The 26,992-nt window shown below is 59.1% G+C and carries 25 protein-coding genes; 16 read left to right on the plus strand and 9 right to left on the minus strand.

The window, feature by feature from the left end; all coding sequences use genetic code 11:
• On the minus strand, nt 1-138 hold a 138-nt coding region (locus RX972_RS26165), incomplete at its 3' end, for a substrate-binding domain-containing protein (RefSeq protein ID WP_410478268.1).
• A gap of 164 nt (nt 139-302) precedes the next feature.
• Nucleotides 303-1,379 carry a nitronate monooxygenase family protein gene (locus RX972_RS26170; protein ID WP_316879804.1) on the minus strand — a complete coding sequence of 359 codons (1,077 nt, stop codon included), beginning with the start codon at nt 1,377-1,379 and terminating at the stop codon, nt 303-305.
• 137 nt (nt 1,380-1,516) lie between these two features.
• Here RX972_RS26170 and RX972_RS26175 point away from each other — a divergent pair, with 137 nt between their 5' ends.
• On the plus strand, nt 1,517-2,149 hold the full coding sequence (locus RX972_RS26175) for a TetR/AcrR family transcriptional regulator (RefSeq protein WP_316879806.1): 633 nt from the start codon (nt 1,517-1,519) through the stop codon (nt 2,147-2,149).
• 46 nt (nt 2,150-2,195) lie between these two features.
• On the plus strand, nt 2,196-3,179 hold the full coding sequence (locus tag RX972_RS26180; RefSeq protein ID WP_316879808.1) for an MDR family oxidoreductase: 984 nt from the start codon (nt 2,196-2,198) through the stop codon (nt 3,177-3,179).
• A 172-nt stretch (nt 3,180-3,351) separates the two neighbouring features.
• Here RX972_RS26180 and ada read toward each other — a convergent pair whose 3' ends face one another.
• The 3 genes from ada to copC form a co-directional block, all read right to left on the minus strand.
• A complete protein-coding gene (gene ada, locus RX972_RS26185) occupies nt 3,352-4,464 on the minus strand; it encodes a bifunctional DNA-binding transcriptional regulator/O6-methylguanine-DNA methyltransferase Ada (protein ID WP_316879811.1) in 1,113 nt (370 codons plus the stop codon).
• Between the two features lie 87 nt (nt 4,465-4,551).
• Complete coding sequence (copD, locus tag RX972_RS26190) at nt 4,552-5,424, minus strand: copper homeostasis membrane protein CopD (RefSeq protein ID WP_316879813.1); 873 nt, start codon at nt 5,422-5,424, stop codon at nt 4,552-4,554.
• 3 nt (nt 5,425-5,427) lie between these two features.
• Complete coding sequence (copC, locus tag RX972_RS26195; protein WP_027898553.1) at nt 5,428-5,817, minus strand: copper homeostasis periplasmic binding protein CopC; 390 nt, start codon at nt 5,815-5,817, stop codon at nt 5,428-5,430.
• 786 nt (nt 5,818-6,603) lie between these two features.
• Between copC and RX972_RS26200 the strand changes: the two genes are divergently transcribed.
• From RX972_RS26200 to RX972_RS26245, 10 genes are all read left to right on the plus strand, one after another.
• On the plus strand, nt 6,604-6,996 hold the full coding sequence (locus RX972_RS26200) for a cupin domain-containing protein (RefSeq protein WP_122808796.1): 393 nt from the start codon (nt 6,604-6,606) through the stop codon (nt 6,994-6,996).
• Nucleotides 6,989-8,488, plus strand: a complete 1,500-nt coding sequence (locus RX972_RS26205; RefSeq protein ID WP_316879816.1) for a methionine--tRNA ligase — start codon at nt 6,989-6,991, stop codon at nt 8,486-8,488. The genes RX972_RS26200 and RX972_RS26205 overlap by 8 nt, the downstream gene beginning before the upstream one ends.
• 15 nt (nt 8,489-8,503) lie before the next feature.
• Nucleotides 8,504-9,640 (plus strand): NAD(P)/FAD-dependent oxidoreductase, encoded by a 1,137-nt coding sequence (locus RX972_RS26210; RefSeq protein WP_263272136.1) that lies wholly within the window; start codon nt 8,504-8,506, stop codon nt 9,638-9,640.
• A complete protein-coding gene (locus RX972_RS26215; RefSeq protein WP_316879820.1) occupies nt 9,637-10,605 on the plus strand; it encodes an ABC transporter substrate-binding protein in 969 nt (322 codons plus the stop codon). Before RX972_RS26210 ends, RX972_RS26215 begins: the two co-directional genes overlap by 4 nt.
• 32 nt (nt 10,606-10,637) lie before the next feature.
• Nucleotides 10,638-11,954, plus strand: coding sequence for a SidA/IucD/PvdA family monooxygenase (locus RX972_RS26220; protein ID WP_263272139.1), 1,317 nt, complete (start codon nt 10,638-10,640; stop codon nt 11,952-11,954).
• A gap of 10 nt (nt 11,955-11,964) precedes the next feature.
• A complete protein-coding gene (gene sbnB / locus RX972_RS26225) occupies nt 11,965-13,974 on the plus strand; it encodes a 2,3-diaminopropionate biosynthesis protein SbnB (protein WP_316879823.1) in 2,010 nt (669 codons plus the stop codon).
• Between the two features lie 11 nt (nt 13,975-13,985).
• The gene (locus RX972_RS26230) at nt 13,986-15,722 is read left to right on the plus strand and encodes an FAD/NAD(P)-binding protein (RefSeq protein ID WP_316879841.1); all 1,737 of its coding nucleotides are present in this window, start codon (nt 13,986-13,988) and stop codon (nt 15,720-15,722) included.
• A gap of 46 nt (nt 15,723-15,768) precedes the next feature.
• Nucleotides 15,769-16,401, plus strand: a complete 633-nt coding sequence (locus RX972_RS26235) for a LysE family transporter (protein WP_316879825.1) — start codon at nt 15,769-15,771, stop codon at nt 16,399-16,401.
• A 228-nt stretch (nt 16,402-16,629) separates the two neighbouring features.
• Nucleotides 16,630-17,784, plus strand: coding sequence for an iron-containing alcohol dehydrogenase (locus RX972_RS26240; RefSeq protein WP_316879828.1), 1,155 nt, complete (start codon nt 16,630-16,632; stop codon nt 17,782-17,784).
• On the plus strand, nt 17,781-18,941 hold the full coding sequence (locus tag RX972_RS26245) for a serine hydrolase domain-containing protein (RefSeq protein WP_316879830.1): 1,161 nt from the start codon (nt 17,781-17,783) through the stop codon (nt 18,939-18,941). Before RX972_RS26240 ends, RX972_RS26245 begins: the two co-directional genes overlap by 4 nt.
• Here the strand turns inward: RX972_RS26245 and ftrA are convergent.
• A complete protein-coding gene (ftrA, locus tag RX972_RS26250; protein WP_027902353.1) occupies nt 18,928-19,881 on the minus strand; it encodes a transcriptional regulator FtrA in 954 nt (317 codons plus the stop codon). The genes RX972_RS26245 and ftrA overlap by 14 nt on opposite strands.
• A gap of 133 nt (nt 19,882-20,014) precedes the next feature.
• Here ftrA and RX972_RS26255 point away from each other — a divergent pair, with 133 nt between their 5' ends.
• The 3 genes from RX972_RS26255 (at nt 20,015) to RX972_RS26265 (ending at nt 21,828) form a co-directional block, all read left to right on the plus strand.
• Nucleotides 20,015-20,620 carry a DJ-1/PfpI family protein gene (locus RX972_RS26255; protein WP_316879832.1) on the plus strand — a complete coding sequence of 202 codons (606 nt, stop codon included), beginning with the start codon at nt 20,015-20,017 and terminating at the stop codon, nt 20,618-20,620.
• A 354-nt stretch (nt 20,621-20,974) separates the two neighbouring features.
• The gene (locus tag RX972_RS26260; protein WP_231667441.1) at nt 20,975-21,286 is read left to right on the plus strand and encodes a LysR family transcriptional regulator; all 312 of its coding nucleotides are present in this window, start codon (nt 20,975-20,977) and stop codon (nt 21,284-21,286) included.
• Nucleotides 21,256-21,828: a LysR family transcriptional regulator substrate-binding protein gene (locus tag RX972_RS26265; protein ID WP_255879705.1), complete on the plus strand. Its 573-nt coding sequence runs from the start codon at nt 21,256-21,258 to the stop codon at nt 21,826-21,828. Before RX972_RS26260 ends, RX972_RS26265 begins: the two co-directional genes overlap by 31 nt.
• A gap of 1,019 nt (nt 21,829-22,847) precedes the next feature.
• On the opposite strand, the gene RX972_RS26270 is transcribed toward RX972_RS26265, so the two are convergent.
• The 3 genes from RX972_RS26270 to RX972_RS26280 form a co-directional block, all read right to left on the minus strand.
• Complete coding sequence (locus tag RX972_RS26270; protein ID WP_316879836.1) at nt 22,848-23,747, minus strand: hydroxymethylglutaryl-CoA lyase; 900 nt, start codon at nt 23,745-23,747, stop codon at nt 22,848-22,850.
• A gap of 43 nt (nt 23,748-23,790) precedes the next feature.
• Nucleotides 23,791-24,177: a MerR family transcriptional regulator gene (locus tag RX972_RS26275; RefSeq protein ID WP_255885183.1), complete on the minus strand. Its 387-nt coding sequence runs from the start codon at nt 24,175-24,177 to the stop codon at nt 23,791-23,793.
• Nucleotides 24,178-24,433: 256 nt separating this feature from the next.
• Nucleotides 24,434-25,363, minus strand: coding sequence for a LysR family transcriptional regulator (locus RX972_RS26280; protein ID WP_255878507.1), 930 nt, complete (start codon nt 25,361-25,363; stop codon nt 24,434-24,436).
• 171 nt (nt 25,364-25,534) lie between these two features.
• On the opposite strand from RX972_RS26280, the gene RX972_RS26285 reads away from it, so the two are divergent.
• Complete coding sequence (locus tag RX972_RS26285) at nt 25,535-26,758, plus strand: acyl-CoA dehydrogenase (protein WP_263272151.1); 1,224 nt, start codon at nt 25,535-25,537, stop codon at nt 26,756-26,758.
• Nucleotides 26,759-26,992 lie beyond the last annotated feature (234 nt).

Raw genomic sequence — 26,992 nt, forward strand, 5'->3', positions numbered from 1 at the left:
GATCTGCCCGGTGGAGCCGAATGACGCCACCAGCTTATGTCCGGTGTCAGCCTCGAAATCCTTGGCGATGGCCTGAATCGGCGCTGTGAAGTTTGCGGCAACCGCGACCTGGACTTCGTCAGCGAAGGCGGAGCCCATCGCCAGTGCGGCAATGACACCCGTCAGGGATTTGAAGGCGAGGCTTTTGTGAAACGTGCGCATTGAACAGCTCCATGGCGTAGTCGGTATCCGAACGACCTCAATGTCGGGCGTTCGCTATATAACGGAATATATAGCGAGGTCAGGACCCATGGAAGCTAAGTTTATGAACGATTGAGTTTTTCCAGCGCCTGATTGGCAATCGTGCGGGTCAGATCTTCCGCACCTTGTGCATGCTTGATCCCGACCGCCTGGCCAGCCCAGAGGTTCATGAAATCGCCATTGCCCTGCGGTTCGGCAATCGCTCGCAACGGCATCAGGGCGCCTCCGGCCAGAGGAAAGGCCGGTGCCAAAGAGCTTATCGGGCCCAGTTCCGACATGATCCGATTGACAATGCCTCGGGCCGGGCGGCCGGTAAAAATATTGGTCAGTGCGGTCTGGCTTTCGTCAGCGGTCCGCAGCGCCTGATAGTGAGGCTTGCTGACTTTGGCCTCCGCGCAGAACAGGTAGGCCGTGCCGACCTGTACTGCTGATGCGCCCAACATGAAGGCGGCTGCGACTCCACGGCCGTCAGCGATTCCCCCGGCGGCAATCACCGGCACGCTGACCGCGTCGACGATCTGCGGTACCAGGGCCATGGTCCCGACCTGTGTGTCTAATCCAGTGCTGAGGAACATCCCGCGATGCCCGCCAGCCTCGTAGCCCATGGCAATGATCGCGTCGCAGCCTTGGGTCTCCAGCCAGACGGCTTCTGCGACAGTGGTGGCGCACGCAATGACCTTGGCTCCGGTGGCCTTGACCCGTAAAAGCAAGGCGGTTTCGGGCAGGCCGAAGTGAAAACTGACCACTTCAGGTTTCAATGCTTCGACCAGCTCACAACTGACAGCATCAAAAGGCGCTCGGCTGGAGACAGGTGTCGGTGCGTCATAATCTGCGCCGAGCTCCTGGTAGTAAGGCTGCAGCGCTTCCTTCCAGCTTACGTGGCTTTGCGGGTCATCCTGCGGTGGCTGGTGGCAGAAGAAATTGAGGTTCAGCGGGGCAGTGCTGTGCTGACGGATGAGGGCCACTTCATCGCGAATCTGCTGCGGTCCCAGCATCGCACAGGGAAGGGAGGCCAGGCCGCCCGCGTTGCCTACCGCGATGGCCAGCGCCGAACCGCCAGCACCCGCCATGGGCCCTAGAAGAATCGGCAGTTGAATGCCAAACAGGTCGAGGATACGGGTATCAGGCCAGGCGCTCATAGACGGCTCCATGCGATGTGGTTGAAGGGCTTTTTGAATGGCTGTTCGAGGCGCTATTGAGCGTCGGCGCGGGGCGTTTGGCAACCACCGGGGTAAGCGCATTGACATAAATGACGATCGGTCTAATATTGCGCCTCATGAATGCACCTGAATTGAAACGCCGCCCAGGCCGCCCGCCCAAGGTCGACCGAGAGAACTTCGAGACCCGTGAAGCGCTGATTCGCTGTGGCACTGAAGTGCTGACCGAACAGGGCTTCACTGCTACTGGCATCGACTACATCCTCAAGCGGGTTGGCGTGCCCAAGGGCTCTTTCTATCACTACTTCCCCAGCAAAGAAGCCTTCGGCCATGCGGTGCTGAATCACTACGCCGGTTACTTCTCGCAGAGACTTGATCGCTGGCTGCTGGATGAAACCCTGACTCCGCTTGAGCGTCTGGTCGGCTTTGTGCAAAACGCCAAGACCGGCATGGCCCGCCATGAATATCGCCGCGGCTGTCTGGTGGGCAACCTGGGGCAGGAAGTCTGTCTGTTGCCGCAAGGCTTCCGGGAAATCCTGGAAGGCATCTTTCTCGACTGGCAAGCGCGCTTGAGTGCCTGTTTCCGTGCTGCTCAAGCCCATGGCGAACTGGCTCGCGGTGCTGACTGCGACGAGCTGGCGGCGTTCTTCTGGATTGGTTGGGAAGGCGCGGTGTTGCGGGCGCGTCTGGTTGCCAGCGATGCGCCACTCAACACCTTCATCACGGGGTTTCTGCGCGGGCTACCGCAATGAACCTTTTTGGCTATTAAAAGACGATCGGTCTAAATTGGAGGCACCCATGTTCAAAGGCATCCTCATCGAAAAAGACGACAACGGCTATCGTTCAAGGCTGGCTGAGTTGAGCGAGGATTCGCTGCCCGAAGGCGACGTGACCGTGGACGTCGCCTACAGCACGCTCAATTACAAAGACGGGTTGGCAATAACCGGTGATGGGCCAATTGTGCGCAGTTTTCCGATGGTGCCGGGTGTCGATCTGGCTGGCACCGTCACTGCCAGCAGTGATCCTGATTTTGCAGTGGGCGACCAGGTGGTGCTAAACGGCTGGGGAGTCGGTGAAGGGCATTGGGGCGGGCTGGCGCAGAAAGCCCGCTTGCAGGGCAAATGGCTGATCAAACTGCCCGACACGTTCAGTGCTGCACAAGCCATGGCCATCGGCACCGCCGGTTACACGGCAATGCTCGCAGTGATGGCGTTGGAGAGTAATGGCGTAACCCCTGACAAGGGTGATGTGCTGGTCACCGGGGCCAACGGCGGCGTGGGCAGCTTTGCCGTGGCGATCCTGTCCCGGCTGGGGTATCGGGTGGTGGCATCCACCGGGCGTTTGAATGAAACCGCTTACCTTGAACAACTGGGCGCGGCTGAGATTATTGATCGTAATACCCTGTCCGAGCCGGGTCGTCCGTTGAGCAAGGAACGCTGGGCGGGCGCCATTGATTCGATCGGCAGCCACACCCTTGCCAATATCTGCGCCGCCACGCGCTATCGCGGCACCGTTGCTGCGTGCGGACTGGCCCAGGGCATGGAGTTTCCAGCGTCTGTGGCGCCATTCATTCTGCGCGGTATTATCCTCGCGGGCATCGACAGCGTCACCAGGCCCCGCGCTGACCGGATCGCCGCGTGGGAGAGGCTGGCGACCGACCTGGATCTATCGTTGTTGTCACTGATCAGCCGTGAAATCGGCTTGAGCGAGGTGATCAACATTGCGCCGAAGTTACTGGCGGGTGAGGTCAGGGGCAGGGTGGTGGTGGATGTGAATCGGTAGGGGGCATGCTGACACAGCGCTGTCGTTCAGCAAATATGATCCCCTGTAGGAGTGAGCTTGCTCGCGATAGCGTCAGGCCAGGCGGTAATTTCTCAACGGGTCTACCGCTATCGCGAGCAAGCTCACTCCTACAGGGGCCGGTGTTTGGAGCGCAATAGCGGTGTCCTGCGGATCACTGGCTTTCTTTGAACGACAGCGCAGCACCAGGTTCTTGTGCCAGTTCAATCTCCCGATCCAGCAACTGCTGCTTGCGCTCAACGCCCCACCGATACCCTGAAAGACCGCCGTCGCTGCGCACCACTCGATGGCAGGGAATGGCCACTGCCAGTTGGTTGGCACCGCAGGCCATAGCCACTGCACGGAAGGATTTCGGGGCGCCGATGCGCTGAGCGATTTGCGCATAACTGGCGGTGCTGCCAGGCGGAATGTCTTTGAGCGCCAGCCACACCCGCTGTTGAAACGCCGTGCCCCGCATGTCCAGCGGAAGGTCCAGACCCAGGTTCGGCGATTCGATAAAGCCCACCACGTTGGCGATCATCTGCTCGAAGTCATCGTCAGCACCGACCAGGGTCGCCTGGCGAAACTGATCCTGAAAGTCCCGCACTAAAACTTCCGGATCATCGCCAAGCAGAATGGCGCAAACGCCGCGCTGACTTTGAGCCACCAGAATCGAGCCTAATGAGCACTCACCGATGGCGAAGCGAATCTCTGTGTCGTTACCGCCCTGACGATACTGGGCCGGTTTCATGCCGAGCAGCGCATCCGATGCAGCGTAAAAACGGCTGCTGGAGTTGAAACCTGCATCGTACAGCGCGTCGGTGATCGAGCCGCCCGAGGTCAGTTGCTGGCGTATCCTTTTTGCTCGATGCGCATCGGCATAAGCCTTGGGTGTCAGGCCGGTGACGGTTTTAAAAACCCTGTGGAAGTGGTACGGGCTTAGCCCCGCATCCTGCGCCAGCGACTTGAGGCTGGGGGCCGACTCAGCCTGTTCAATGCAGCGACAGGCACTGGCCACAAGGGCAGCATGCTGTTGAGCAACGTGGCTTTGGTCAGCGGCGATGCGTTTGCTGGGCCGATAACCGGCCGCTTCCGCCTGCTCCGGGTTATCAAAAAACACCACATTGTCCGGGTTGGGCAGTCGCGACAGGCTGCTCGGGCGGCAATACACGCCGGTTGTCCGCACGCCATAGACAAACTGCCCGTCAGCCGACGCATCCCGGGCCAGCACTGAGAGCCAGCGCGGATCATTTTCAGTGGCCGAAGAGGACGATCTGTTGCGAGTCATGAGCCGATACCTTGCACCGATACAATGAGTTCCAGCTTATGCAGTGGCCGAAGAGGCTGCACTCCGAGTCTTGCGGTCAAACTCGACCTATTCGGCAAGCATTGGCGGCAATGTACCCAGCAGTGATACCGCCGCCAGGGCAGCCATGCCAAACAGGCATTCGATCACGATGCTGACTCGCACGATGTCGAGGCGTAAGACGTGGCGACTGAGCATCAACCTGTTGAACAGGGCCAGCGCCAACATGCACAACACCATGCTCACTTTGACGGCGAGCACCAGACCGAAGCCGGAAAAAGCCGGTGCAGGCCATGGTGCGCCACTCATGACGCGGACGTTGATCAGTCCTGTCACGATGATCAGCGCCACCATGAAGTATCCAAACCCGCCAAAACGCAGCAGGACGGCCCGCATATCAATTTCCGCGTCGCGGCCCTGCACCAATAGCAACATCAGCAACAGGCAAAGGCCACCCAGCCATGCGCCGACCGAGAGCAGGTGAACGAACTGATTAAGGATCAACATCCCGCCATAGACGCCGTCGAACATCGCCACATGCCCAACAGGGGCCAACGTAGCCAGAAGCAGGGTTGTGAGTAGCAGGCGCAGTATGGGAGACGGGCTACCCGGCTTGAGCAGCAGCGCCAGCAACACCAGATTCAGACCCATATGCCAGGCCCAGAACTTGCCGAATGATGTGTGGCTCAGCACCAGCAGCAGGGTCTGTGGGTCAACGCTCTGCGCCCAACTGCCTGCCATGCTCGCGGCGGTCAGCATCAACCAGGCAATGGCGCTGATCAGTGCTGACCCGGCAAGCCAGCGCATCACCCGATTGGGCAGCAGATGTTTACCGCGCGCGAGTCGTGAGCGCAGCAACAGGTTGTGGGACAGGTACATTCCAAACAGCGTCAACAGCACCCAGAAGTGCACAAAACGACACAGGATGAGTGCGGTCTGCATGGATCAGGGGCTGACAGTAAAACTGTAGCTGCCTTCGCTTTTGTGGGTATCAACCGAGACGGCGTGCCATTCAACCTTGTAGTCGCCCGCAGCCAAAGGTGCTGCGGGTGTCACGATCAGGGTTTTCTTGTCCGCCGGGTCGGTTGCGATAGCCGGAACCGGTTCAACCATGTTTTTTCCGCTTTTCGCGGTTGAAGTGATGGTGACCTTGGTGAATTTTTCTTCGACACCTTCCGAGAATTGCAGGCGCAGCTCTTTAGGGCTGGTGACAGTGCTTTTAGCCGCGGGCAGTTGACTCTCAAGATGCGCGTGAGCGGAAGCGTTTGCAGCCACGGTCAGGGACGCGAGAACGGTAAAGGTCGTGAGGATGTGCTTGAAGCGTTGGGCAGACATCAAAAATTACCTGTATGCGGAAGCTGAATGTGCGCTTTGAATCGGCAGTCGAGGGGCTAATAGACCAGAAACTGCCGTGCGACTCCAGTGCTGAGCACCACATCAGGGCAAAATCCAAAAAAAAACCACCGCACAAAAAGTGAGGTGGCTGAAAGTCTTAACCAAAGGAGTGATGAAGCGGGAGCATCAATCTGGCGCTTTCTGATGCGGAGTCAGAAAGCGATTGAAACATGTTCTTCATCGCCGCCAACACTAACACCGGCCGGAAGATTTGGACTATTACGAAAGTTGATAGTGACTATTATCGGTTTTGCATGATGGCTCTTCGGTGAGGTTTATTGCAGTTCTGATCATTGAAGAAAATCTCTACAACAAGATTCTTTCATGTCAATAGTACTGATGCTCAGTATATTTCATAGTGTTTCTAACTAAGTAGATTAGCTCCACATAAAAATCGCATGTTCCCAATCCTCATATGTCCCGAATTTGTCTGAGACCTGTAGGAGCGCACGAGCCCCGCGAGGCCGCGATGGCGGTGTATCAGAAAGAACGCCATCGCGCCTCGCGGGGCTCGTGAGCGCCTACAGAAAATCATTCTGATAGTTGCATTGTTTGATAAAAGCTAACCCATGTAGATAACGATAAAAACCTCGCTCGAAGCGCGACCCTGCCGCCCTGAAAATCTAAAAATTCGATACGCAGCTGTTGTTATATCAATGGATCCGATAGCCACTTTTCGTCGTCGATAGCATGCTCCTGGCCATCAATTAGCCACGGAGGCTGAACATGCAGAAGTTCGAAATACTTCGACAAACCCGCTTCGATAATCTCGTCCATGAGTACGGCCTGGATGGCAGTCGTTTACTGCCATGGGAGGGCTATCCCATGCCGTTCGCCGGGGGCTGGTGCGTGGTCCGGCCCGGAACAAGTAGCGAAGCGCATACCCAGATCGATCAGGAAATCTTCATCGCCATCAAAGGCCGGTCGCGACTGATCGTGGGCGAGCGTGAGCTGGAGTTCGGCGTGGGCGATATCGCGGCCATTCCGAAACACACCAATCACTACATCATTAATGACTCGCAAGAGGACTTTCACTTCTACGTGGTCTGGTGGGACATGAACACCGTCAATGACTTCGTCGCTCAGCACAACGAAACCACGGGGTGCCTGAATGACTAGGTTCGTTGTCACCATCACGCCGCCGACACCCAATGGGGACCTGCACATCGGGCACATCGCCGGGCCTTTTCTCGGGGCGGATGTGTTCACCCGGGTCCAGCGCCAAAAGGGTCACGATTGCGTACTGGTTTCCTACTCCGACGATTACCAGTCGTACATGCTGCGCAAAGGGCTGGAGCAGGGCGTGGATCCGGTGGAACTGGCCGGCCGCAATTCCGACCGGATTGAAGCGTCGCTGGCGGCGATCAATATCAGACCCGACAACTGGATGCGGCCCCACGGTAACGCGTTCTTCGCTGATGCGGTGCGAGAGGTTTTTGACAAGGCCCGTGAGGCGGGTGTTATCGAATTTCGTGACTCCAGCGAAGCGTACTGCCCGGATTGTGACGTCTGGGGCTATGAAGCATTCGCTCGTGGTATGTGTAACTACTGCGGTGCCGAGTCCGATGCCAGCCAGTGTGAAAACTGCGCTCAGGCTCCCGACTCCGAACTGATGACCGAACTGCGTTGCAAGCTGTGCAGTGAGCCTGTTCAGTGGCGCAACAGCCATCGGGCATTCCTCAAGCTGGCGCAGTTCAAACCCGCGTTACGCGACAGCCTGCTCAATCGCAAATGGCGCAAACCGCTGGACAGCTGGCTGCCCGAGACGCTCGAACATCTGCACGACTGGGGCGTGACACGACCCGGCGACGCGGGGCTGGATCTGGCCGAAGGTGATTCGTGCCGGGTACACACCTGGTTCATGGGGCTGGCCGGTTACATGGCCGCGTTCCGCGAACATGCCGCTCAGACAGGCGAACCTCAACTGTTCCAGCAGTACTGGCAATCGGGGCAGGGCACGCTGGTGCATTTTCTCGGTTTCGACTGTGTGTTCAGCCACGCGGTGGTCTACCCGGCGCTTTTGTCGGTGCTGGACGATCTGCAAATCCGCCAACATTTCATGCCCAACCAGTTCCTCAAGCTTGATGGCCTGAATCTATCCACCAGCCGCAACCATGCGATCTGGGTAGCCGATCTGGCACGGCAGGCCTGTGCCGACAGCGCCCGGCTGTATCTGGCGAGCATTGCGCCGGAGGAATGCGAAGGCGATTTCCGTCTGCAGCATTTCCTGCTCTGGCGCGAAGCTCTGTTTGGCGATTTTTTCCCTGCTTTGCTTGAGACAGGTGCGCAGCAACGCGGCAGTTGGTGGAGCGGCATGTGTGGACCTGACGCCGGATTGCTCGAAGCGCTGCGGCTGCAATGGATCAAGGCCACCCAGCCGGAACAGTTCTCCATGAAAACCATGGCGAGCGTGCTCCTCGACGTTATTGCCATCGCCCGTATCCGTCTGGGCGAAGGGCGCCCGGTCAGCCACTTCGCGGCGTTCATCGCGGTCACCGGTGAGGCGCTGATCCCCGACACCGCAGCACGCATCGTCGAGTCATTCGAGCTGCCACTGGACAGGGTCAGCGCAACGATTCTCACCGGCTCGGCCGCTGAATACTGCATTTGAACGGACGCACACCTCATGTTGATGGACTATGACGTCGCAGTAATCGGCGCGGGCATTGTCGGCGCCAGTATTGCGGCCCGGCTAAGCACCGCCGGGCTGGCTGTGGCCTTGATCGATAAGGGCGCCGCAGGCGCTGGCGGAGCGAGTGCGCTTTCCGGCGGACTGGTGCGGCTGTATGACCCTGATCCACTGTTGATGGACCTGGCTGCGTTTTCCATCGACCTGATGGACGACGGTATTTTCGCCAACACATACGCCCGGGCCTTGCGGCGCAGCGGCGCCATTTACCGCGCTGCGCCTGAGCAAATGGACAACCTTTGCCGAGCCATCGAGCAGCATGCCAGCCCTCGTTATCCCATGCGCCTGATTGCCAGTCGCGAACTGGACGGCGTGCAGTTTCCACATTGCCCGGATCAGGCCCGGGTCAATCTGTACGAGCCGCATGCCTGCATCGGCAATGTACGGCTGGCGACGCAACTACTGGCAGATGTCGTGCGGCGCAATGGCCTGTTGCTGGAGCATTGCGAAGTACGCGCCATTGATTGCAAATCAACTCACGAGGTCCAGATACGGCTGGACGAAAGCACTCTGCGCTGCCGTGCGGTCGTGGTGGCGGCCGGTGGCTGGAGTCGGCAATGGGTACCGGGTCTGCAACTTGAAACCCGCTCCATTCCGCTGGCCCGGGTGCTGACCGACACAGAATGCCGCATGCCGCTGATTGATGCAGTCAGCCAGAGTTACCTGATCCCTCTGACCCGTCAGGTGGTGCAGACCGGCTGTGGCTTTCGCGACACGCAGCAATCCCCGGATGATCTGCCACCCACCGACCTGCGCAATCGGCAAAACGCTGTTGAGCGGGTGCGCCAGCTCACCGGCTGCATGCATCCTGAGGTGCTTGACGTGCTGCCGGGGTTTGACAGCTACAGCCCTGACGGTCGCCCGCTGCTGGGCTTTGTCGGGGAAGACAGTCCGGTGTTCCTTGCCAGTGGCATGTCCGGCCTGGGCTTCAAGTTCGCTCCGGGCATCGCTCAGATAGCTTTTGAGCAGATGCAAAGCCGCCTGCTGGGTCAGGAAGCCAGCGCCGGCTGGTCGGCACTTTGCTCGAGGCGTGCCATGCAACATGCAGACGTTGTCGCTGGAGTGCAGCCATGACGATGCTCAAAGTCGGCGTGTCGGCCTTGTTTAATCCTGCGGACACCCCCCACGCCAGAACTTTTCTACGGGCGATGTGCGTAGCGCGAAACTTCATACCTGCGCTGGCTCAGGTGCAGTGGCATTTTCTTGATGACGGCGCTAATCGTGTGCGTGCCGAGCAGGTCGCGGAGCAGATGGTGGCCGCCGGCGTCGATCTGATGATCGGCCATTTTTCATCCGACGCGGCGGTCAGCGCGGCACCTGTTTATCGGCAATCGGGCATCCCGCTGCTGACCCCGGCGGCGACCATCGATTGCCTGACGCAAGACCATCACAACGTGTTCCGTTTTTGTCCGTCGGACCGGCAATTGACCAGGGATCTGCTCGGCTGGATCGCGGTTAAAGGCTGGCAAACCTTGCACATCAGCGCCGACCACAGCGCTCACGGACAAGCCCTTGCCAAGGGTATTGCCCGGGCCGCGCGGGATTACGGCATACACAAGACCGACGAGCGCGAGCAGGCGCAGGTGGAAGTGTTTGCCGGACGCCTGCGCAGCAGTCGCGAGCACTGGCAGCGACGTCGCGCCCAGGGCAGTCAGCGGCCGCTGATCCTGACCGATGACGCCGCTTCGCCCTATCTGGGCAACGCCGCTGCGGACGATTGCAACACCTGGGTAATCGGCTTCGGCAATGCCGAAACCAAAGCGCAGCCATGTCCAGGCACCTTGCAATACACGGCGCTGTTCGGAACAGCCGCTGAAACTGCGCCTGAAACCTACTACCGGGAAAGCCTGCTGCTGTTCCACGTGCTGGGCGCATTGACCAGCCGCAATTCGCGTCGAGCCGAGCTGCTTCATGCGCTCAATCACACCACCTTCAACACGCCGATGGGCGAGGTCAGTTTCGACCAGGGTGAGCGCCGGGGCGCATTTAACACCCTCTGGCGGGTTGGCCCTCAAGGGCTGCAGCCCATTTCCGAATAGCAACGCCTTTCAACACTATGGATGGGACGCAAATGAGTGCATCAACAGCAGGGGGCGTTCACGCAGACGCCGTGTGTATTGGCTTCGGCCCGGCAGGCATCGCGCTGTCGTGTGTCTTCGAAGACGCACGCGATGCGGGTTCGCCGCTCGGTGAGCTTTCCGTACGTTTTCTTGAAGCCGCCCATGACACACAATGGCATCGCGAACTGCTGCTCAGCGGCACCGACATCAATCATCACGTGTTCCGTGATCTGGTCACGCCGCGCAATCCGCGCAGCCGCTTTTCGTTTGCCATGTACCTCAAGGATAAGGGCCGCCTGTTCGATTTCGGCCTGCTAGGTCGCCCGGCCAGCCGCCATGAATGGTCGGATTACCTGCGCTGGGTCTCGGCCCAGGTGGATGGTCAAACGCAGTTCAACGCGCCAGTCAGCGAAATCCTGCCGGTGATGGAGGAGGGACGCCTGAGCGCTGTGCGCGTCGAGACGCCGAATGGCCGTGTCGAAACCCGCAATATCGTGCTGTCCAGCGGCAGCGCGCCTTCTATCCCTGAACTATTTCAGGGTCTGCTCGGCCCGACGCTGTTCCACACCTCGCAATTTCTGACCCGCTTGCAGGCGTTCGGTGACTCATTGCCCAAACGCTGGCTGGTAGTCGGCTCCGGCCAGAGCGCCAGTGAGTCGGTACTCGAGCTGATCGCCCGTGAGCGCAACCTTCTTGTGCATTCGGCCCATCGTTCTGCGGGTTTCAAACTGACCCAGCTCGGGCAGTTCCCCAACCGGGTTTTCGCGCCGGATCACGTGGATTACTTCCACAGCCTGGACCCTGCCGCCCGCCAGCGTTTCCTGTGCTGGAGCCGTTCGACCAACTACGCCGGTATTGACCCGGACGAAAGCCAGAAGCTGTTCTCGTTGATCTACGAAGACGCCATCGCCGGCCGCCAACGCCTGCGTACCCATGGCTACAGCGAGATCCGCCAGGTGGAAAAAACCACTGATGGTTACCGGGTCACGCTGACAGACACCTTTAGCTTGCACAGTCAGGTGCTGGAGGTAGACGCCATCGTGCTGGGGACCGGTTATCAGCAACCTGTCATGCCGCCGCTGTTGAGCAATTTGCAGCCGTGGCTCAAAGCCGATGTGGATGGAGGACTGGTGATTGATCGCGATTACCGCGTCGCCACCCAGGGCCAGTGCGACGTGAACGTGTGGGTCAATGGACTCTCCGAACGCAGCCACGGTATCAGCGACAGTCAGTCGTTTTCGCTGATGGCATTGCGCGCCGAGCGTATCGCGCTGGGCCTCGAACGCGCCGTGCAGGCGCAAACCCTTGAACCGCTGCTGACGGAATGACGTGACCCTCATGTACAACAATATTTCCGAAATCGTTCACGACCAGACGTTTCTCAAAGTAGCGGGGATCGGGCCTGAGTTCTTTTTAAAAATGGAGTCGCTGAATCCTGCGGGCTCGATCAAGCTCAAGACGGCCGTCGGCCTGGTCGATGATTTGCAGAGCCGGGGCCAGATTAACGCGGACACCGTGCTGATCGAATCCTCGTCGGGCAATCTGGGGGTGGCGCTGGCGATGATCTGTGCCGAGCGCGGCATCAGGTTCACCTGCGTGGTCGATCCCAATAGCTCCAGTCACAACATCCGCCTGATGCAGACCTATGGGGCGGAGGTCATCCAGGTCGATGCGCTGGACGCCAACGGCGGATATCTCGGTACACGCATCGCGCTGATCCGCCAGAAAGTCGCGGCAGACCCGCGCTACGTGTGGCTCAACCAATACGAAAACGCTGCCAATCCCCGGGCTCATGCCCGAACGACTGCGCAGTCCATCGGCCGCCACTTCGGCCATGTGGATTACCTGTTTGTTGGCGCGGGGACCACCGGCACCCTGATGGGCTGCGTGCAGTATTTTCGGCGTCACCACCCTGCGACGACGATTGTGGCGGTGGACAGCGTGGGCTCGGTGACCTTTGATACGCCGCCCGGCAAGCGTTTCATTCCAGGCCTTGGTACCAGTCAGCGGCCGCCGATTTTCAATGCCGAAGGCATTCACTATCTGGAAATGGTCCCGGAAGAACGGACCATTGCCATGTGCCGTTTATTGGCGCGCAGTAAAGGTCTGCTGGTGGGCGGTTCCACTGCGACGGTCATCGCGGCGGTGCATGCCTGGCGTGAACGCATTGAACCGGGTTCGGTGGTCGTTGCGTTGTCGCCGGACTGGGGCGAGCGTTACCTCGACACCCTCTACGACGATCACTGGGTCGAGCAGCGGTTTGGCCGTCAGGTGTTGCAGATGACCCTGGATGACATGCCCATCGAGCCGTCCAGGACCACAGACTTGCACAGTGCACGTCTGAAGCAATCGGCCTTTCATGTGGTGGATGGCAAGACCGTTGCACGGATTCTTGCCGACGACCCGGTGGCTTGCATCGACGATGTCCAGCAGGCCTATCTGGAGCATCACGCGGGGCGCAGCATCAACCCCGACAGTTACTTTCTGCGCTTTCCCCACGCACCGGCTAATCGAATTATCGCCCTGCCTGCCAGCCTGTCCGGTGAGCAACCGGTCAGTGGCATCAAGTGGATCTCCAGTTTCCCCGGCAACATTGAGTCCGGTCTGCAACGTGCCTCAGCGGTATTGATCCTCAATGATGCGCGCAGCGGTTATGCCTACGCCTGCCTGGAAGCGTCGCGGATCAGCGCCATGCGCACTGCGGCTTCAGCGGTGCTGGCGGCGCGCTGGCTGAACAGGCAGCAGCGCAGGATCGGGCGCTTGGCGGTGGTAGGGGCCGGGTTCATTGCCCGAACCATTCTCGACATGTTCGTCAGCGATGGTTGGCAGATCGACGCGCTGGAGGTGTTCGACCTGCACAGTGATTCAGCCGCCGCACTTGTCGGTCACGCCACCGTGCAGCATGAGCTGACCTGCCAGGCGGTGGACCTCGATAGCGCGTTGCAGGCCGACGTCGTGGTGTTCGCCACCACTGCGCCGAGCCCTTATGCTATTGAGCAGCGCTTTCGGCCTGAGCAGATCCTGCTCAATATTTCCCTGCGGGATCTGGGGCCGGACATCATCGCTCAGGCCAATAACATCCTTGACGACGTTGAGCATTGCCTCAAAGCCCAGACTTCGCCGGATCTGGCCGTTCAGCGCTATCAACACCGCGCGTTCATCACCGGCACCCTGGCGCAACTGATGCTGGGCGAAGTGGAAGTCAGCCCGGACCGGCCGACGATTTTCTCGCCGTTTGGCCTCGGTGTACTCGATCTGGCGGTGGGCAAGCGGGTCTATGACCGCGCAGTGGAGCAGGGCGCGGCATTGCCGGTGCCGGAGTTTTTCTTCGAATCGAAGCGCTGGTGATGACCATGCCAATGTTCATCGACGCTCAACGCATTGCCATCATCGGCATGGGCTCTCGCGGCCTCAGCGTGCTGGAGCAGCTGATCGGTGCGGCCCGACGGGTTCCGCACACGCCGCTGATGATCGATCTGTTCGACCCACAGCTGCCCGGCAGCGGTCTGCATCTGCCGGAGCAGCCTGACTACCTGATGCTCAACACCATGGCGGGCCAGTTGTCCGGGTTTTCATCGGCGTACCCGGCCTGGGAGCCTGATGAAACGCCGGGCCTGACCTTTCTGCAATGGTGCATCGCCGAAGGACTGCGTCTGGATGAGCGCGGTCATGTAAGCCTCAGCGGGAGCGGGCGGGCCATCGAGTTTGCTGACTTTGTGCCGCGCAAGCTGCTCGGCCGTTACCTGCGCGACTGCTATCGGTATCTGCTGACGCTTTGCCCGGCGCATGTGCAGGTCAAACATCGTCGCGACCGTGTCATTGGCTGTCGGCCGAATCCTGACGATCAAGGCTTTCACCTGTACACCGGCCACGGCCTGCACCTTGAAGCCGGCGCAGTGTTTCTGACCACCGGTCATGCGCCGCAACTGGATACAAATTGTGATGCTAAACGCGTAGCGATTGAAGGCCTTGGCCTGAGTGCCATGGATCAAATCGCTCACCTGACCGAAGGTCGCGGTGGCCGTTTCGTTCGTGGCGACAGCCAGAGCGCCTGGCGTTATCAGCCTTCGGGGCGGGAGCCGCAGATTTATCTGTTTTCCCGTTCGGGCCTGCCATTTCATTGCCGGCCGCAAGGCAGGCCGCGAGCTTCGGTGACGCAACGGTTGTTCTTCACGGCGCAGGCCATTGTCGAACTGCGCAAACACAGTACAGAAGGGCGACTGGATTTCGCTGAACAGATTTTGCCGCTGATCGAAGACGAGATGCGCGCCGTTTTCTATCTGGCGAAGGTGCGCCTGCAACAACCTGGGCAACTGGAGCGCGTTAGCCAATCACTGCAAAGCGCGAGGGAAGCCAAAGCGCTGCGGGACGTTTTTGCATCATTGGCCGAGGACTTTGGTCCGTTCGAGCCGCAGGACTATCTGAGCATTCGCGGTTGGCAAGGTGATCCGCAGCACTACCCGCAATGGTTTCGGCAGTGGATTGCCTGCGATCTGGCGCGCGGCTGCCTGGGCGTTGATGCCAGCCCGCTCACACAAGCGCTGGAGGTCTGGCGTGATTGCCGAGACCTGTTGCGCCTGACCGCCGATCATGACGGCCTCAATGATCGCTCGACCCTTGAGTTCTTCGGCGCATGGGCGGGCCTTGGTAATCGGCTGGTCGGTGGGCCGCAGAAAGAACGGTACGAAGATTTGCTGGCGCTGCTGGATGCAGGCGTGGTCACGCCTTTAGCACCTGACAGCATCCACGCTATTGAAATCGACGAACTGATCAATGCCCGCAACCCCCATAGCGGCCTGAGCCAGAGCCATTCGCCTGTGATCAACGACATGCTGGCACAGGGGCTGATCAGGGCCGCGCATCCATACCCGGCTGACGGTATCGCGGTTGATGCCCAAAGCCGGGTGTTACGTCGTGACGGTTCAACCCACCAGCGCCTATGGGTGCTTGGACCCTGCGTCGAAGGCAGCACCTTTTACAACCATTACGTGCCAACGCCGGATCCAGCCTGCAAAGCGCCGCTGCAGGCGCGGATTGCGGTGCAGGCATGCCTTGCTGCGCTGCACGCCGAGGTCGAGAACCTGGCGGTGTATTAACCCGAAGCATCCACCTCTGTCCCATCACTGAAAAAGGATTATCTCCATGGTCGAGATCACTTTGCTGACCGCGCTCGCCGGCGCTTTTATCGTGCTGATCATCAGCCCCGGCCCGAACTTTCTGGTCATCACCCAGTTGTCCATCAGCCAGTCCCGGCAGCAGGGCATCTGCGCCGGGCTAGGCGTCGCGTCGGGCAGCATCATCTGGGCATTGCTGGCCTGCACGGGGCTGGGGCTGATGTTCCAGCAACTGCCTTGGGCGCAACCCGCTTTGCAGTTGCTGGGAGGCGCCTACCTGATGTGGCTGGGCAGCAAAAGCCTGCGCGGTGCCGGGGCGCAACCCAAACCGCGCAACATCGGCGAACTGGGTATTGGCAGCCTGGGGCGGGCGTACCGCTTCGGTTTGCTGACCAACATGACCAACCCCAAGGCACTGGCGTTCTACACCAGCGTGTTCACCACCGTGTCGACTCCAGGCTTGCCAATGTGGGTGCGCACCGCCGGCGTTTCGATCATTGCCGTGCTGGCCATCTCCTGGTTCGTGTTGCTCGCCACCCTGTTTTCCATTCCCGCGGTGCAGGCGCGTTACCAGCGCATGAAAAAGGCCATCGACCTCACTACGGGTGTGTTCATGGTTGCGTTTGGCCTGCGCTTGCTGATTGGGTTGTGGCCTGTCTGATCCGCAACCTGCGCGACCCCCTATCAAACAAATCATGAATCACTGAATAGGTGCGATTTTTGTGGGAGCGGTGCTTGCCCGCGATAAGAGCACCGCGATTTACCCTTCAGACCGCGTCGCCCTTATCGCGGGCAAGCACCGCTCCCACACGGAACTGTGTTTGCTGCGCGACAGTGCGGTGTCAGGGGCACGGGGCAACTCTTATTGATTTGAACAAGGATGAACACCATGCAAAGCAATGATTGGCACTACCCGACCTCAATCCGGGTAGGGGCAGGACGGGTTCGGGAATTGGCCAGTGCCTGCGAAGCCAGCGGTATCCGTCGGCCCCTGCTTGTGACCGACCGTTTTCTCGGGGGCACTGACATGATCCAGCGTGCGCTGGCCGATTGCCGCAAGGCGCTTGGCATCTGCGGTCTGTTCGATCAGGTCAAAGGCAACCCGACCGGGACCAATGTCGCCGATGGGCTGCAAGCCTACAAAGCAGGCGACCATGACGGGGTAATTGCCTTCGGGGGCGGTTCGGCGCTGGATGCGGCCAAGGCCATCGCATTGATGTCCGGTCAGACTCGCCCGCTGTGGGACTTTGAGGACATCGGTGAAAACCATCGGCGTGCTGATCCTGATGGCATCGCTCCGATTATCGCCTTGCCTACCACGGCCGGGACCGGCTCGGAAGTCGGCCGGGCCTCGGTGATCACGGACGAACAGGCAAGGGTCAAACGCACCATCCTGCACATCCGGATGATGCCGCGAGTGGCCATTCTCGATGCCAACCTGACACTCGGCTTGCCCGCTGACCTGACCGCAGCAACCGGTGTCGATGCCTTGACCCACTGCATGGAAGCCTACTGCTCGCCGGTGTATCACCCCATGGCGGAAGCCGTCGCGGTGAAGGGCATGCAGATGATCAAGCAGTTCCTGCCCCGCGCGGTCGCCGATGGCAGCGACCTGCAGGCCCGGCAGGAAATGCTCGTCGCTTCCAGCCTGGGCGCGGCTGCCTTTCAGCGTGGGCTGGGCGGTGTGCATGCGATTGCTCAGACGCTGGGCGCCCTGTACGACCATCATCACGGGTTGCTCAACGCAATCCTGATGCCCTACGTGTTGCAAGCGAATCAATCGGTGCTGGGGCCGCAGATGGATGAATTGGCGGTGGCGCTGGGTTTGACCCGGCCGGGCTTTAACGGGGTGATGGAGTGGCTGCTGACGCTGCGTGAGCAAATCAGTATTCCCCATACCCTTGGCGCGTTGGGTATCGACGAGCGTGACGCCGCGCTGGTGGGGCAGATGGCCTTTGCCGATGGCTGCTCGCACACCAATCCGATCCGCCATTCGGCTGAGATGTACACGCAGATTTTCTGCAATGCGGTGCGAGGCCGGTGATTGTTGATGACGCAACGATCAAGCGCATTGACGACGTCTGGCATGGCGTCGTTGATGAGGGCCGGATTGTCGGTGGCGTGTTGCTGCTGGCGCAGGCGGGCGAGGTTCGTTATGCCTGCGCCCGGGGTTGGGCGGATCGTGAGGCTCTGAGGCCTATCACTCGCGATGAGCGTTTCAGGCTGGCGTCGCTGACGAAGCTGATCACGTCGGTCTGCATCCTGCGCTTACAGGAGCATGGCCTGTTATGCATCGACGATGCGGTGAACCGCTGGCTGCCGGACTTCACGCCAAAACTGGCGGACGGCTCAGCGCCGATCATTACGCTGCGGCATCTGCTGTCCCACACGTCGGGCCTGGCCTACGGGTTCGAATTGCCCGTCGGTAATGCCTACGAGCAGGCCGGCGTCAGCGACGGGCTGGACCGTGTGGCTTTCGATCAGGCTGAAAATCTTAGGCGGCTGGCGAGCATTCCTTTGCTGTTCGAGCCGGGTAGCGCTTGGAGGTATTCACTCGCCACCGACGTGCTGGGTGTGGTGATTCAGCGTGCGACAGGCATAACGTTACCTGAGGCCATTGAGCATTGGGTCACCGGGCCGCTGGGAATGAGCGCTACCGGGTTTCAGGAGGGTGATCCGCAAACCCTGGCGTGTGCCTACAAGGACGACGCCTGTCTGCCGGTATTGATCAATGGCACTGATGAGCTGCGTCTGGAAACCGGCCGAGCCAGCGTATCGGCTTGTCGCAGCGGTGATCCACACGCCTGGCCATCGGCCGGGGCCGGGATGATCGGCAGCGCTGATGACTACATGCGTTTGCTGGAATGCTTACGGCTAGGCGGCTCGCCGATATTGACCAAGGCCGCCACGTCCAGTCTGTTAAGCAATGCGATTGGCGAAGTGCAGATCGAGGGCAGGGGGCCGGGCTGGAAGTTTGGCCTCGGGCCCATGCTGTTGACCGATCCGCAGCAGGCCCGGCAGTTACAGGGGGCCGGAAGCTGGTCGTGGTGCGGGATTTACGGTTGCAATTATTGGGTCGACCCGCAAGCCGCGATCAGTCTGGTGACGATGACCAACACTGCGGTAGCGGGTGCCTGGGGAGCATTTCCTGACGCGCTGATCGAAGCGATTTACTCGCAGCGAGCCATCAAGCCCTGGTGAATTGCTTACGGTAGCTGCTCGGGCTGACGCCGACGATGTTGCGGAAGTGGCGACGAAAAGACTCTTCGGAACCGAACCCGGCCACCTCCACGACTTCAGTCAGGCGCATGTTCGACGACTCGAGCAATTCCTTCGCGTAGGCAATGCGCTCGCCCAGCAGCCAGTCGTTGGGGGTCAAACCGGTGCTTTCCATGAAACTGCGATGCAGCGTGCGGGTGCTGACGGCTGCGTGATCCGCCATGTCCTTGATACTGTGCTGGCGTTGCAGGTCGCTGCGGATCCAGTCCATCAGCTTTGATATCGGGCCTTCGCTGGCAGAGACCAGCTGGCGCGAGGCGTATTGTGATTGACCGCCTTCGCGGTGGGGCGGGATGACCATGCGCTGCGCGACCATGTTTGCGACTTTCGCGCCGTGATCGTTACGCACCAGATGCAACATCATGTCCAGGCCCGCGGCGGAACCCGCAGCGGTGACGATCTGGCCCTGATCGACATACAGCTCATTGGGCTGGATCGTCAGCTCCGGGTACATGCTGGCCAGCAGATCGGTATAGCGCCAGTGAGTCGTGACACGCTTGCCTTCGAGCAAACCCGCCGCCGCCAGGACAAATGCACCGGTACAGATCGAGCAGATGCGTGCGCCACGAGCATGCGCCGCCTGCAACTGAGCGATTAGCTTGGGAGGAACCTCGGATTCGACCCCGCGCCAGCCTGGCACGATGATGGTATCGGCGTTCTCCAGCAACACTTCGCCGGGCGTCGGCACGATGGTAATGCCGCCTGCCGCCGTGATCTGGCCTTCATCCACCGGGAAGGTGGCGAACTCATACCAGGTCACACCCAGCTCGGGTCTTTTCAGGGCGAATACTTCAACCGTGCAGCCGAATTCGAAGGTGCACAGCTGGTTGTAGATGAGCGCGACGACAAGATGATTTTTCATGGCACGATGTTACCGGATATTGGCATTTCCGCCAGTAGTCCGGTGCAAATGTACTGGTTAACCTGAAGCCCTGAAATCAGGCGGTTGCCTAAACATTTGCCAGCGGTCGCCGGTGCGATCCAGGAGTACGTTCGTGTCTATCAACATCGGTATCTACGTCTACGACGACGTCGAAGTTCTCGATTTCGCAGGTCCTTACGAAGTCTTCACCACCGCGACGCGCATGCACTTGCGTAAAAGCCGCGATGACCGGGCGTTGTTCAACGTATTCACCATCGGCCGTACCCTCGACCCGATTCGCGCCCGTGCAGGGTTGAAGGTCGATCCCGATTTCTCCATCGATGACCACCCGGTGATGGATTGCCTGATCGTGCCGGGCGGTGTGGTCAATGCCGAGCTGGAAAAGGCTGAGGTGATCCACTGGATCAGCGGCCAGTCCGTACCGGAGCGCGTGGTGGCGGCAGTCTGCACCGGTGCCTTTCTGCTGGTCAAGACCGGCAAGCTGGCCGGTAAGCAAGTGACCACGCACTGGGAAGACATTGATGACCTTAAAGAGATGTTTCCGTCGGTCGATGTGCTTAGCACGTTGCGTTGGGTAGACGAGGGCGCTTTCGTGACCTCGGCGGGGATTTCTGCCGGCATCGACATGAGCCTGCACCTGGTGGAGCGCCTGCACAGCCGAGAGCTGGCCGAGCGTACTGCGTTGCAGCTGGATTTCGACTGGACCGAGAACGATTGATCTGATTGCGTAGGGCATCTGGTCGACAGGGTCGGCCAGATGCTGGCTGATATTTTGGTTATAAAAAAAGCATAAATATCCAATCTGGAAGATCTTTCTGTAGGAGCTCACGAGCACCGCGAGGCCGCGATGGCGTCTTGTCTGACACACCGCTATCGCGGCCTCGCGGTACTCGTGCACTCCTACAGATTCACCATTTGACGCAAGACAGCGCGGTGCCATGGACACCAGGCACCTGCTGCATCGTCTCTCCCCGCCTTTTTCCGCAACAAGCTGGCATAGCAGGTTTGTTGCACGCCACTATCTCCTCAACGCGCAGTCCAGAGCCTTCAACGCTTACAGAGTGCAAGAAAAATGAATACCCACTTCTTCAAAATCGTCCAGACCGTTGCTTCCCATGGCTCGTTTTCGGAAGCCGCTGCGATTCTGGGTTGCAGTCAATCGAACATCAGTTACGCCATCAAGGAAGTGGAAGACTATTTCAACAAGCGGCTTTTCATCCGCAGCCGGGCCGGGTGCGTCCTGACGCCGGAGGGTCAGGTCATCAGCCGTACGCTGGACAGTCTGTTGGCGACGCTTGAGCAGCTAAAAAAAGTCAGCTCAGCGGCAGTGTCACGGTTCATTACTGTAGCCATATGGACGAGACGTCTCTGGCGGCATGCGTAGAGGCGATGACCCGGCTGCATCCGGGGGTGCATTTGAATGTGGAGCATGGCAGCGAGCAGCATCCGACGCTGGATGTGTTGCGACGGGAGTTGGCGGATATTCTGATCCTGCCCACGACGACGCTTGATGAGTATCACGTTGAGCATGTGCGCTGGTCGGATGCTTATGTGTTGGTCGCTGCCCGAAGCCGTTTGCTGACTCCGCGGCCGTTTCACGAGTTGTGCGAGGGCGTGAGGTATGTGTCCTGGCGTCATGCGGGGGTGGAGCGGTTGCATGGGCAGTTGGCTGCCGCTCAGGTGCGCCTTAGTCATCGTGGGGAGTTGAGTTGTGTGGCGACGTTGCTGGATCTGGTTGGGAAGGGGCAGTGTATGACGATTTTGCCCAGTCGACTGGTTCCGGACGATGGTCGTTTGTTCGAATGTGTCCGGTTGCCGGTGCAGGTAGAGCGCAGTATCAGTGTTATCGCCCGGCCGGGGTCGTTATTGTCCAATGCGGCGAATGAGGTGATTGAGGTGCTGAAGCGGCTGCCGGTGGGGGATTAGGTTTCACTGGGTCGTAACTCAATTGTCGACGCGCGATTGCCTTGTAAACCCAGGTTCCTTATGGAAGCGAATTCATTCACGAGGCGGCTGGTACATGCGCGGCCTATAGGTTAGTCGAAACATGCTCTTGATCTGCTCTTGATGTTGACCTTAAGCGCCCCGTTAAACCACGCCGGCCGGAATTCGATATTGCTGCGTGGGGTGAACCGGCAGGGATGCCGGTTTAGCCGCCTCAGGCCATGGATGGCCGGTGGCGGCGGCCCCACGCAGCAATGTCGGATTACGGGTATGCCGAGCGACAGCGAGGGACCCAGTGGTGGGGCAAGAGCCTTTTGCTTACTTTTGGGCTCCTTTCAAAAGTGAGGCGCTGTAAAAGCGAAACCAATATCAGCCTTTACGCGGAAACGGATATGTGAAGAGCATCTCGCGCTTCAATGGATACGGCCCAGTGGCCGCCCTCACCAAATCCCAGAAAGCACGAAAGGGAGCCTGGGCTCCCCTTCAAGGTATTTTCGATGCTCTTTTTTGTTGTTGGGCGGCCTGTTGTTGTTTTTGGTGGCCGTACCCTTGTCGCTGTTTTTAAGCGATCCCATTGGGGATCAAGAGCAAACGTATTTTTTTGAGCGCTGATGCGGCTTTTATCTTGTTGATCCAACCAGGTCTGGAGCTACCTCAGGGTAGTTTTGTTGTTCTCTGTCCGGTTGCGAGGGTCTTTTGCAAGGTCCTCAGAAAAGCTATCCACTCCAAAAAAATCTGTTAGCTGCGCCTCTGTCCGTTTTGTTCTTGTTATGTCAGAGCCGATACGTCTTGTTTTTATTGGGTTACTGCGCATTGTTATTTTTGTTGTACTGAAGATATAGCAGGAGGCGTGCCAGTTTTTTAAAGGCCTTTGAAATCAGGGGTATGGAGGAATTTGGGCGCTTTGGATTGAGTGAAAATCCTTGGCGACTGTTTCCGTGTTACCCGTTTCTTCCTGCGTACTGAGGTCAGGGTAACACTCTGTGACATCATGTCGCACCTTATGCCGACAGGCGTGCCTTGGCGACCTTCGAGCCGTTCACCTTGCCAAGGGCGTCGCAGATGCCTTGCCCGGCATTGATCAGCCGGTCCAGATTGACTCCGGTTTCGATCCCAAGCCCATCAAGCAGGTAGAGAACATCCTCGCTGGCGACGTTGCCACTGGCACCTTTCGCGTAGGGGCAGCCGCCCAGCCCGGCGACGGAGCTGTCGAATACGTGGATGCCTTCCAGCAGGCTGGCGTAGATGTTGGCCAGGGCCTGGCCGTAGGTGTCGTGAAAATGCCCGGCGAGTTTGCCCCGGGCGATGCGCCCCGCGACGACATCGAACAGCTCACGGGTTTTATCAGGAGTGCCGACACCAATGGTATCGCCGAGGGATATTTCGTAGCAGCCCATGCCAAGCAGCTCATTGGCGACTGCTGCGACCTGCGCGGGCGCGATTCGGCCTTCATATGGACAGCCCAATACGCAGGAGACATAGCCGCGGACCTGCATGCCGTGCAAGCGTGCGGCTTCCATGATCGGGGCGAAGCGTTCCAGGCTTTCACTGATTGAACAGTTGATGTTGCGTTGCGAGAAGGTTTCGGACGCAGAGGCGAACACCGCAACTTCTCTGACGCCAGCGGCGAGGGCATCTTCAAAGCCGCGATAGTTTGGGGTCAGTGCGGCGTAGGTCACCTTGTCATTGCGCTGAATGCCGGCGAAGACTTCTGCCGAGCCCGCCATCTGCGGTACCCACTTGGGTGACACAAAGCTACCAACCTCGATGTAGGTCAGTCCGGTCGCTGACAGCTCATCCACCAGTTTTACTTTGTCCGTGACGCTGACAGGCCGCGATTCGTTCTGCAATCCGTCGCGAGGCCCCACTTCGACCAGGCGCACTCTTTCAGGTAATGGCATGTCTGGCTCCTTCTCGAATGACTCGAGAATAATTCTGCAATTATTAGATTTTTATTGTTTTACTCAGCTCCAGCTTGCAGCGTTCTTCAGCGGTATCCAGCTCCAGCTGCATGTGCTGGATATCCAGCAGTTGCTGTTCCAACTGAATGCGGCGTTCGCTGATTTTGCCGAGCATGGTCTGCAGTTGTTTGTGGTTGCCACCGGTAGGGTCGTAAAGCTCGATCAATTCGCGGCATTCGGCCAGGGAAAAGCCGATGCGCTTGCCACGCAGAATGAGCTTGAGTGTGACTTTGTCTCTGGCCGAGTAGATACGCTCCAGGCCACGTCTTTCGGGGGCTAGCATGCCTTGTTCTTCGTAAAAGCGAATCGCCCGGGTGGTGATGTCCAGCTCGCGGGCGAGGTCGGAGATGCTGTAGGTCTGGCTGGTCATGTACGCGCTCGGCGGGAAAACAGAGGCTTAACCTAAGGTTCCCTTTACGTATACGTCAAGCAGGAAATACTGCAGGGCTTACTCAGCTCCATGGCTTGGAATGTATTTCTGTGTGAGCCGGGCTTGTCCGCGATAAACGATAACGCGGTGTGCCTTGCAACCGCGTCTCATGCATCGCGGGCAAGCACCGCTGCCACAGAAGATCGGCTTCTATGATTAAAAAGCGTTTAAATAACAGATGATTAAAGTCTGATATTCAAGCCATCTCTAGCTTGTTCTCATGCGCCGTGACCTGCTGACACAGCTCGATGATCTGCTCGCGCATCCAGCGATTTGCCGGGTCCTGGTCGGTGCTTTCATGCCAGTACAGGTGCGTTTCCACCGCCGGAACGTCACTTACCGGCAGCGGGAAGTAGCGCAGCTCATGACGTTTGGCGAAGCGTTCCGGCACGGTCATGACCATGTCGGTCTGTTGCAGTACTTGTGAAGCCATCAGGTAATGCTGTGAGCGCAGGGCCACTTTGCGCTGGATGCCCATTTTCCCCAACGCCAGGTCGACATAACCGAGCCCGCTGCGACGGCTGGAAATATGAATGTGCGACGACGACAGGTAGTCATCCAGCTTGAACGCTTCCTTGCCCGCCAAAGGGTGACCTTGGCGCATGGCGCAGACGTATTTATCAGCCATCAGCTTGACGTGCCGCACCTGCGGGTCAGTGTTGAGCGGTGCATCCACGGCGAAATCAAGGCGACCGGCAGCCAGTTCTTTGGTCATCTCCCGACGCTTCGACAAGAAGCTTTCGATGGTCACCTGCGGTGCCTGGCGGCGCAGACGCTGAAACAAGGCGGGCAGGATCACTGCTTCAGTCAGGTCAGTCATGCTGATCCGGTAGTTTTTTACGGCCTGCAGCGGGTTGAATATCCGGCTTTCCTGCACCGAGACTCTCAAGAGCGACAGCGCATTGCGCACCGGGCCAATGATGTTCTGGGCCATCGGCGTGGGCACCATGCCCTGTGCGGTGCGGACGAACAGCGGATCGTTGAAGGTTTCGCGAAGGCGGGCCAGCGCATTGGATACCGCGGGCTGAGTGATGCCGACGATTTGTCCGGCGCGGGTCAGGTTGGCTTCTGTGTAGATCGCGTCAAAGACAATGAAAAGGTTGAGATCGACCTTGCTCAGGTTCATGCCGTGCGCCTCTTGTGTTGTTCTTGTTGTGTCGCTGCCTTGGCGGAGCGTGGCCCGATCATATATCGGTTATGAATGTTTATACACGCGGAGAATAGATTAGATAAATGTTGGTGGGCGGCCTAGCATCGTCACATGACCTTACAAACCTCACTCAGAAGGTAGTTGCCCATGGATTTTGCCTACTCCCCGAAGGTTCAGGAATTGCGCGAGCGCGTCGCGGCGTTCATGGATAACCACGTTTATCCCGCTGAGCCGATATTCGAGCAGCAAGTGGCTGAGGGCGACCGTTGGCAGCCTACGGCGATCATGGAAGAGCTCAAAAGCAGGGCCAAAGCCGAGGGTTTGTGGAATCTATTCCTGCCTGAGTCTGAGCTGGGGGCCGGTCTGACCAATCTGGAGTACGCGCCATTGGCAGAGATCATGGGGCGTTCATTGCTGGGGCCGGAGCCTTTCAATTGTTCGGCGCCCGATACCGGCAACATGGAAGTGCTGGTGCGCTATGCAAGCGAGGCGCAGAAAAAACAGTGGCTGGAACCGTTGCTGCGCGGGGAAATTCGCTCGGCTTTCGCCATGACCGAGCCTGATGTTGCCTCGTCGGATGCCACCAATATGGCCGCTCTTGCTGAGCGCCAGGGTGATGAATGGGTCATCAACGGGCGCAAGTGGTGGACGTCGGGTGCCTGCGATCCGCGCTGCAAGATTCTGATCTTCATGGGCCTGAGCAATCCCGATGGGCCTCGTCATCAGCAGCATTCGATGATACTTGTACCGACCGATACGCCCGGCTTGAAAATTGTCCGTCCGTTACCCGTATTCGGTTACGACGATGCGCCTCATGGGCACGCTGAAGTCGTGTTCGAAAATGTTCGGGTGCCTTATGAGAACGTGCTGCTCGGGGAAGGGCGCGGCTTTGAAATCGCCCAAGGGCGGCTAGGACCGGGGCGTATCCATCACTGCATGCGCTCGATAGGCATGGCTGAACGTGCGCTGGAATTGATGTGTAAACGAGCAATCAGCCGGGAGGCTTTCGGGCGGCCGCTGGCGCGGTTGGGCGGCAATGTCGACAAGATTGCCGACTCGCGGATGGAGATCGATATGGCGCGCCTGCTGACATTGAAGGCGGCCTACATGATGGATACGGTGGGTAACAAGGTCGCAAAAAGCGAAATCGCCCAGATCAAGGTGGTGGCGCCGAACGTGGCGTTGAGGGTGATTGACCGGGCAATCCAGATTCATGGCGGTGCAGGGGTGTCCAACGACTTTCCGCTGGCTTATATGTACGCCATGCAGCGCACGCTACGCCTGGCCGACGGCCCGGATGAGGTCCACCGGGCGGCGATTGGCAAGTTCGAGATTGGCAAGTACGTGCCGAAGGAAATGCTGCGGGGCTGAGCTCAACTTTCATGCTGCAATTCTTGTGTACATATCCGTTACCGCTGTCACGGCTGATATTGGTTGCGCTTTTACAGCGCCTCACTTTTGAAATGAGCCCAAAAGTAAGCAAAAGGCTCTTGCCCCACCACTCGGTCCCTCGCCTAGGCTCGGGATGCCCGCCCGCAGATCCTGAACCGTGGGCCGCCGCAACGGGCCATCCATGGCCCAATGCGGCTAACCCGGCGTCCTGCC

The organism is Pseudomonas syringae group sp. J309-1 (genome assembly GCF_032582135.1).
In the GTDB taxonomy this organism is placed as follows: domain Bacteria; phylum Pseudomonadota; class Gammaproteobacteria; order Pseudomonadales; family Pseudomonadaceae; genus Aquipseudomonas; species Aquipseudomonas quasicaspiana.

Bases quoted from the DNA above. Each gene is read 5' to 3' on its own strand.
- RX972_RS26275 (WP_255885183.1), bottom strand. From the start codon at position 24,177: ATGACCAGCCAGACCTACAGCATCTCCGACCTCGCCCGCGAGCTGGAC.
- RX972_RS26265 (WP_255879705.1), top strand. From the start codon at position 21,256: ATGGACGAGACGTCTCTGGCGGCATGCGTAGAGGCGATGACCCGGCTG.
- RX972_RS26260 (WP_231667441.1), top strand. From the start codon at position 20,975: ATGAATACCCACTTCTTCAAAATCGTCCAGACCGTTGCTTCCCATGGC.
- RX972_RS26230 (WP_316879841.1), top strand. From the start codon at position 13,986: ATGTTCATCGACGCTCAACGCATTGCCATCATCGGCATGGGCTCTCGC.
- RX972_RS26175 (WP_316879806.1), top strand. From the start codon at position 1,517: ATGAATGCACCTGAATTGAAACGCCGCCCAGGCCGCCCGCCCAAGGTC.
- RX972_RS26280 (WP_255878507.1), bottom strand. From the start codon at position 25,363: ATGAACCTGAGCAAGGTCGATCTCAACCTTTTCATTGTCTTTGACGCG.
- copD (WP_316879813.1), bottom strand. From the start codon at position 5,424: ATGCAGACCGCACTCATCCTGTGTCGTTTTGTGCACTTCTGGGTGCTG.
- RX972_RS26210 (WP_263272136.1), top strand. From the start codon at position 8,504: ATGTTGATGGACTATGACGTCGCAGTAATCGGCGCGGGCATTGTCGGC.
- RX972_RS26215 (WP_316879820.1), top strand. From the start codon at position 9,637: ATGACGATGCTCAAAGTCGGCGTGTCGGCCTTGTTTAATCCTGCGGAC.
- ftrA (WP_027902353.1), bottom strand. From the start codon at position 19,881: ATGAAAAATCATCTTGTCGTCGCGCTCATCTACAACCAGCTGTGCACC.
- ada (WP_316879811.1), bottom strand. From the start codon at position 4,464: ATGACTCGCAACAGATCGTCCTCTTCGGCCACTGAAAATGATCCGCGC.
- RX972_RS26205 (WP_316879816.1), top strand. From the start codon at position 6,989: ATGACTAGGTTCGTTGTCACCATCACGCCGCCGACACCCAATGGGGAC.
- RX972_RS26180 (WP_316879808.1), top strand. From the start codon at position 2,196: ATGTTCAAAGGCATCCTCATCGAAAAAGACGACAACGGCTATCGTTCA.
- RX972_RS26270 (WP_316879836.1), bottom strand. From the start codon at position 23,747: ATGCCATTACCTGAAAGAGTGCGCCTGGTCGAAGTGGGGCCTCGCGAC.
- RX972_RS26235 (WP_316879825.1), top strand. From the start codon at position 15,769: ATGGTCGAGATCACTTTGCTGACCGCGCTCGCCGGCGCTTTTATCGTG.
- copC (WP_027898553.1), bottom strand. From the start codon at position 5,817: ATGTCTGCCCAACGCTTCAAGCACATCCTCACGACCTTTACCGTTCTC.
- sbnB (WP_316879823.1), top strand. From the start codon at position 11,965: ATGTACAACAATATTTCCGAAATCGTTCACGACCAGACGTTTCTCAAA.
- RX972_RS26240 (WP_316879828.1), top strand. From the start codon at position 16,630: ATGCAAAGCAATGATTGGCACTACCCGACCTCAATCCGGGTAGGGGCA.
- RX972_RS26200 (WP_122808796.1), top strand. From the start codon at position 6,604: ATGCAGAAGTTCGAAATACTTCGACAAACCCGCTTCGATAATCTCGTC.
- RX972_RS26285 (WP_263272151.1), top strand. From the start codon at position 25,535: ATGGATTTTGCCTACTCCCCGAAGGTTCAGGAATTGCGCGAGCGCGTC.
- RX972_RS26220 (WP_263272139.1), top strand. From the start codon at position 10,638: ATGAGTGCATCAACAGCAGGGGGCGTTCACGCAGACGCCGTGTGTATT.
- RX972_RS26170 (WP_316879804.1), bottom strand. From the start codon at position 1,379: ATGAGCGCCTGGCCTGATACCCGTATCCTCGACCTGTTTGGCATTCAA.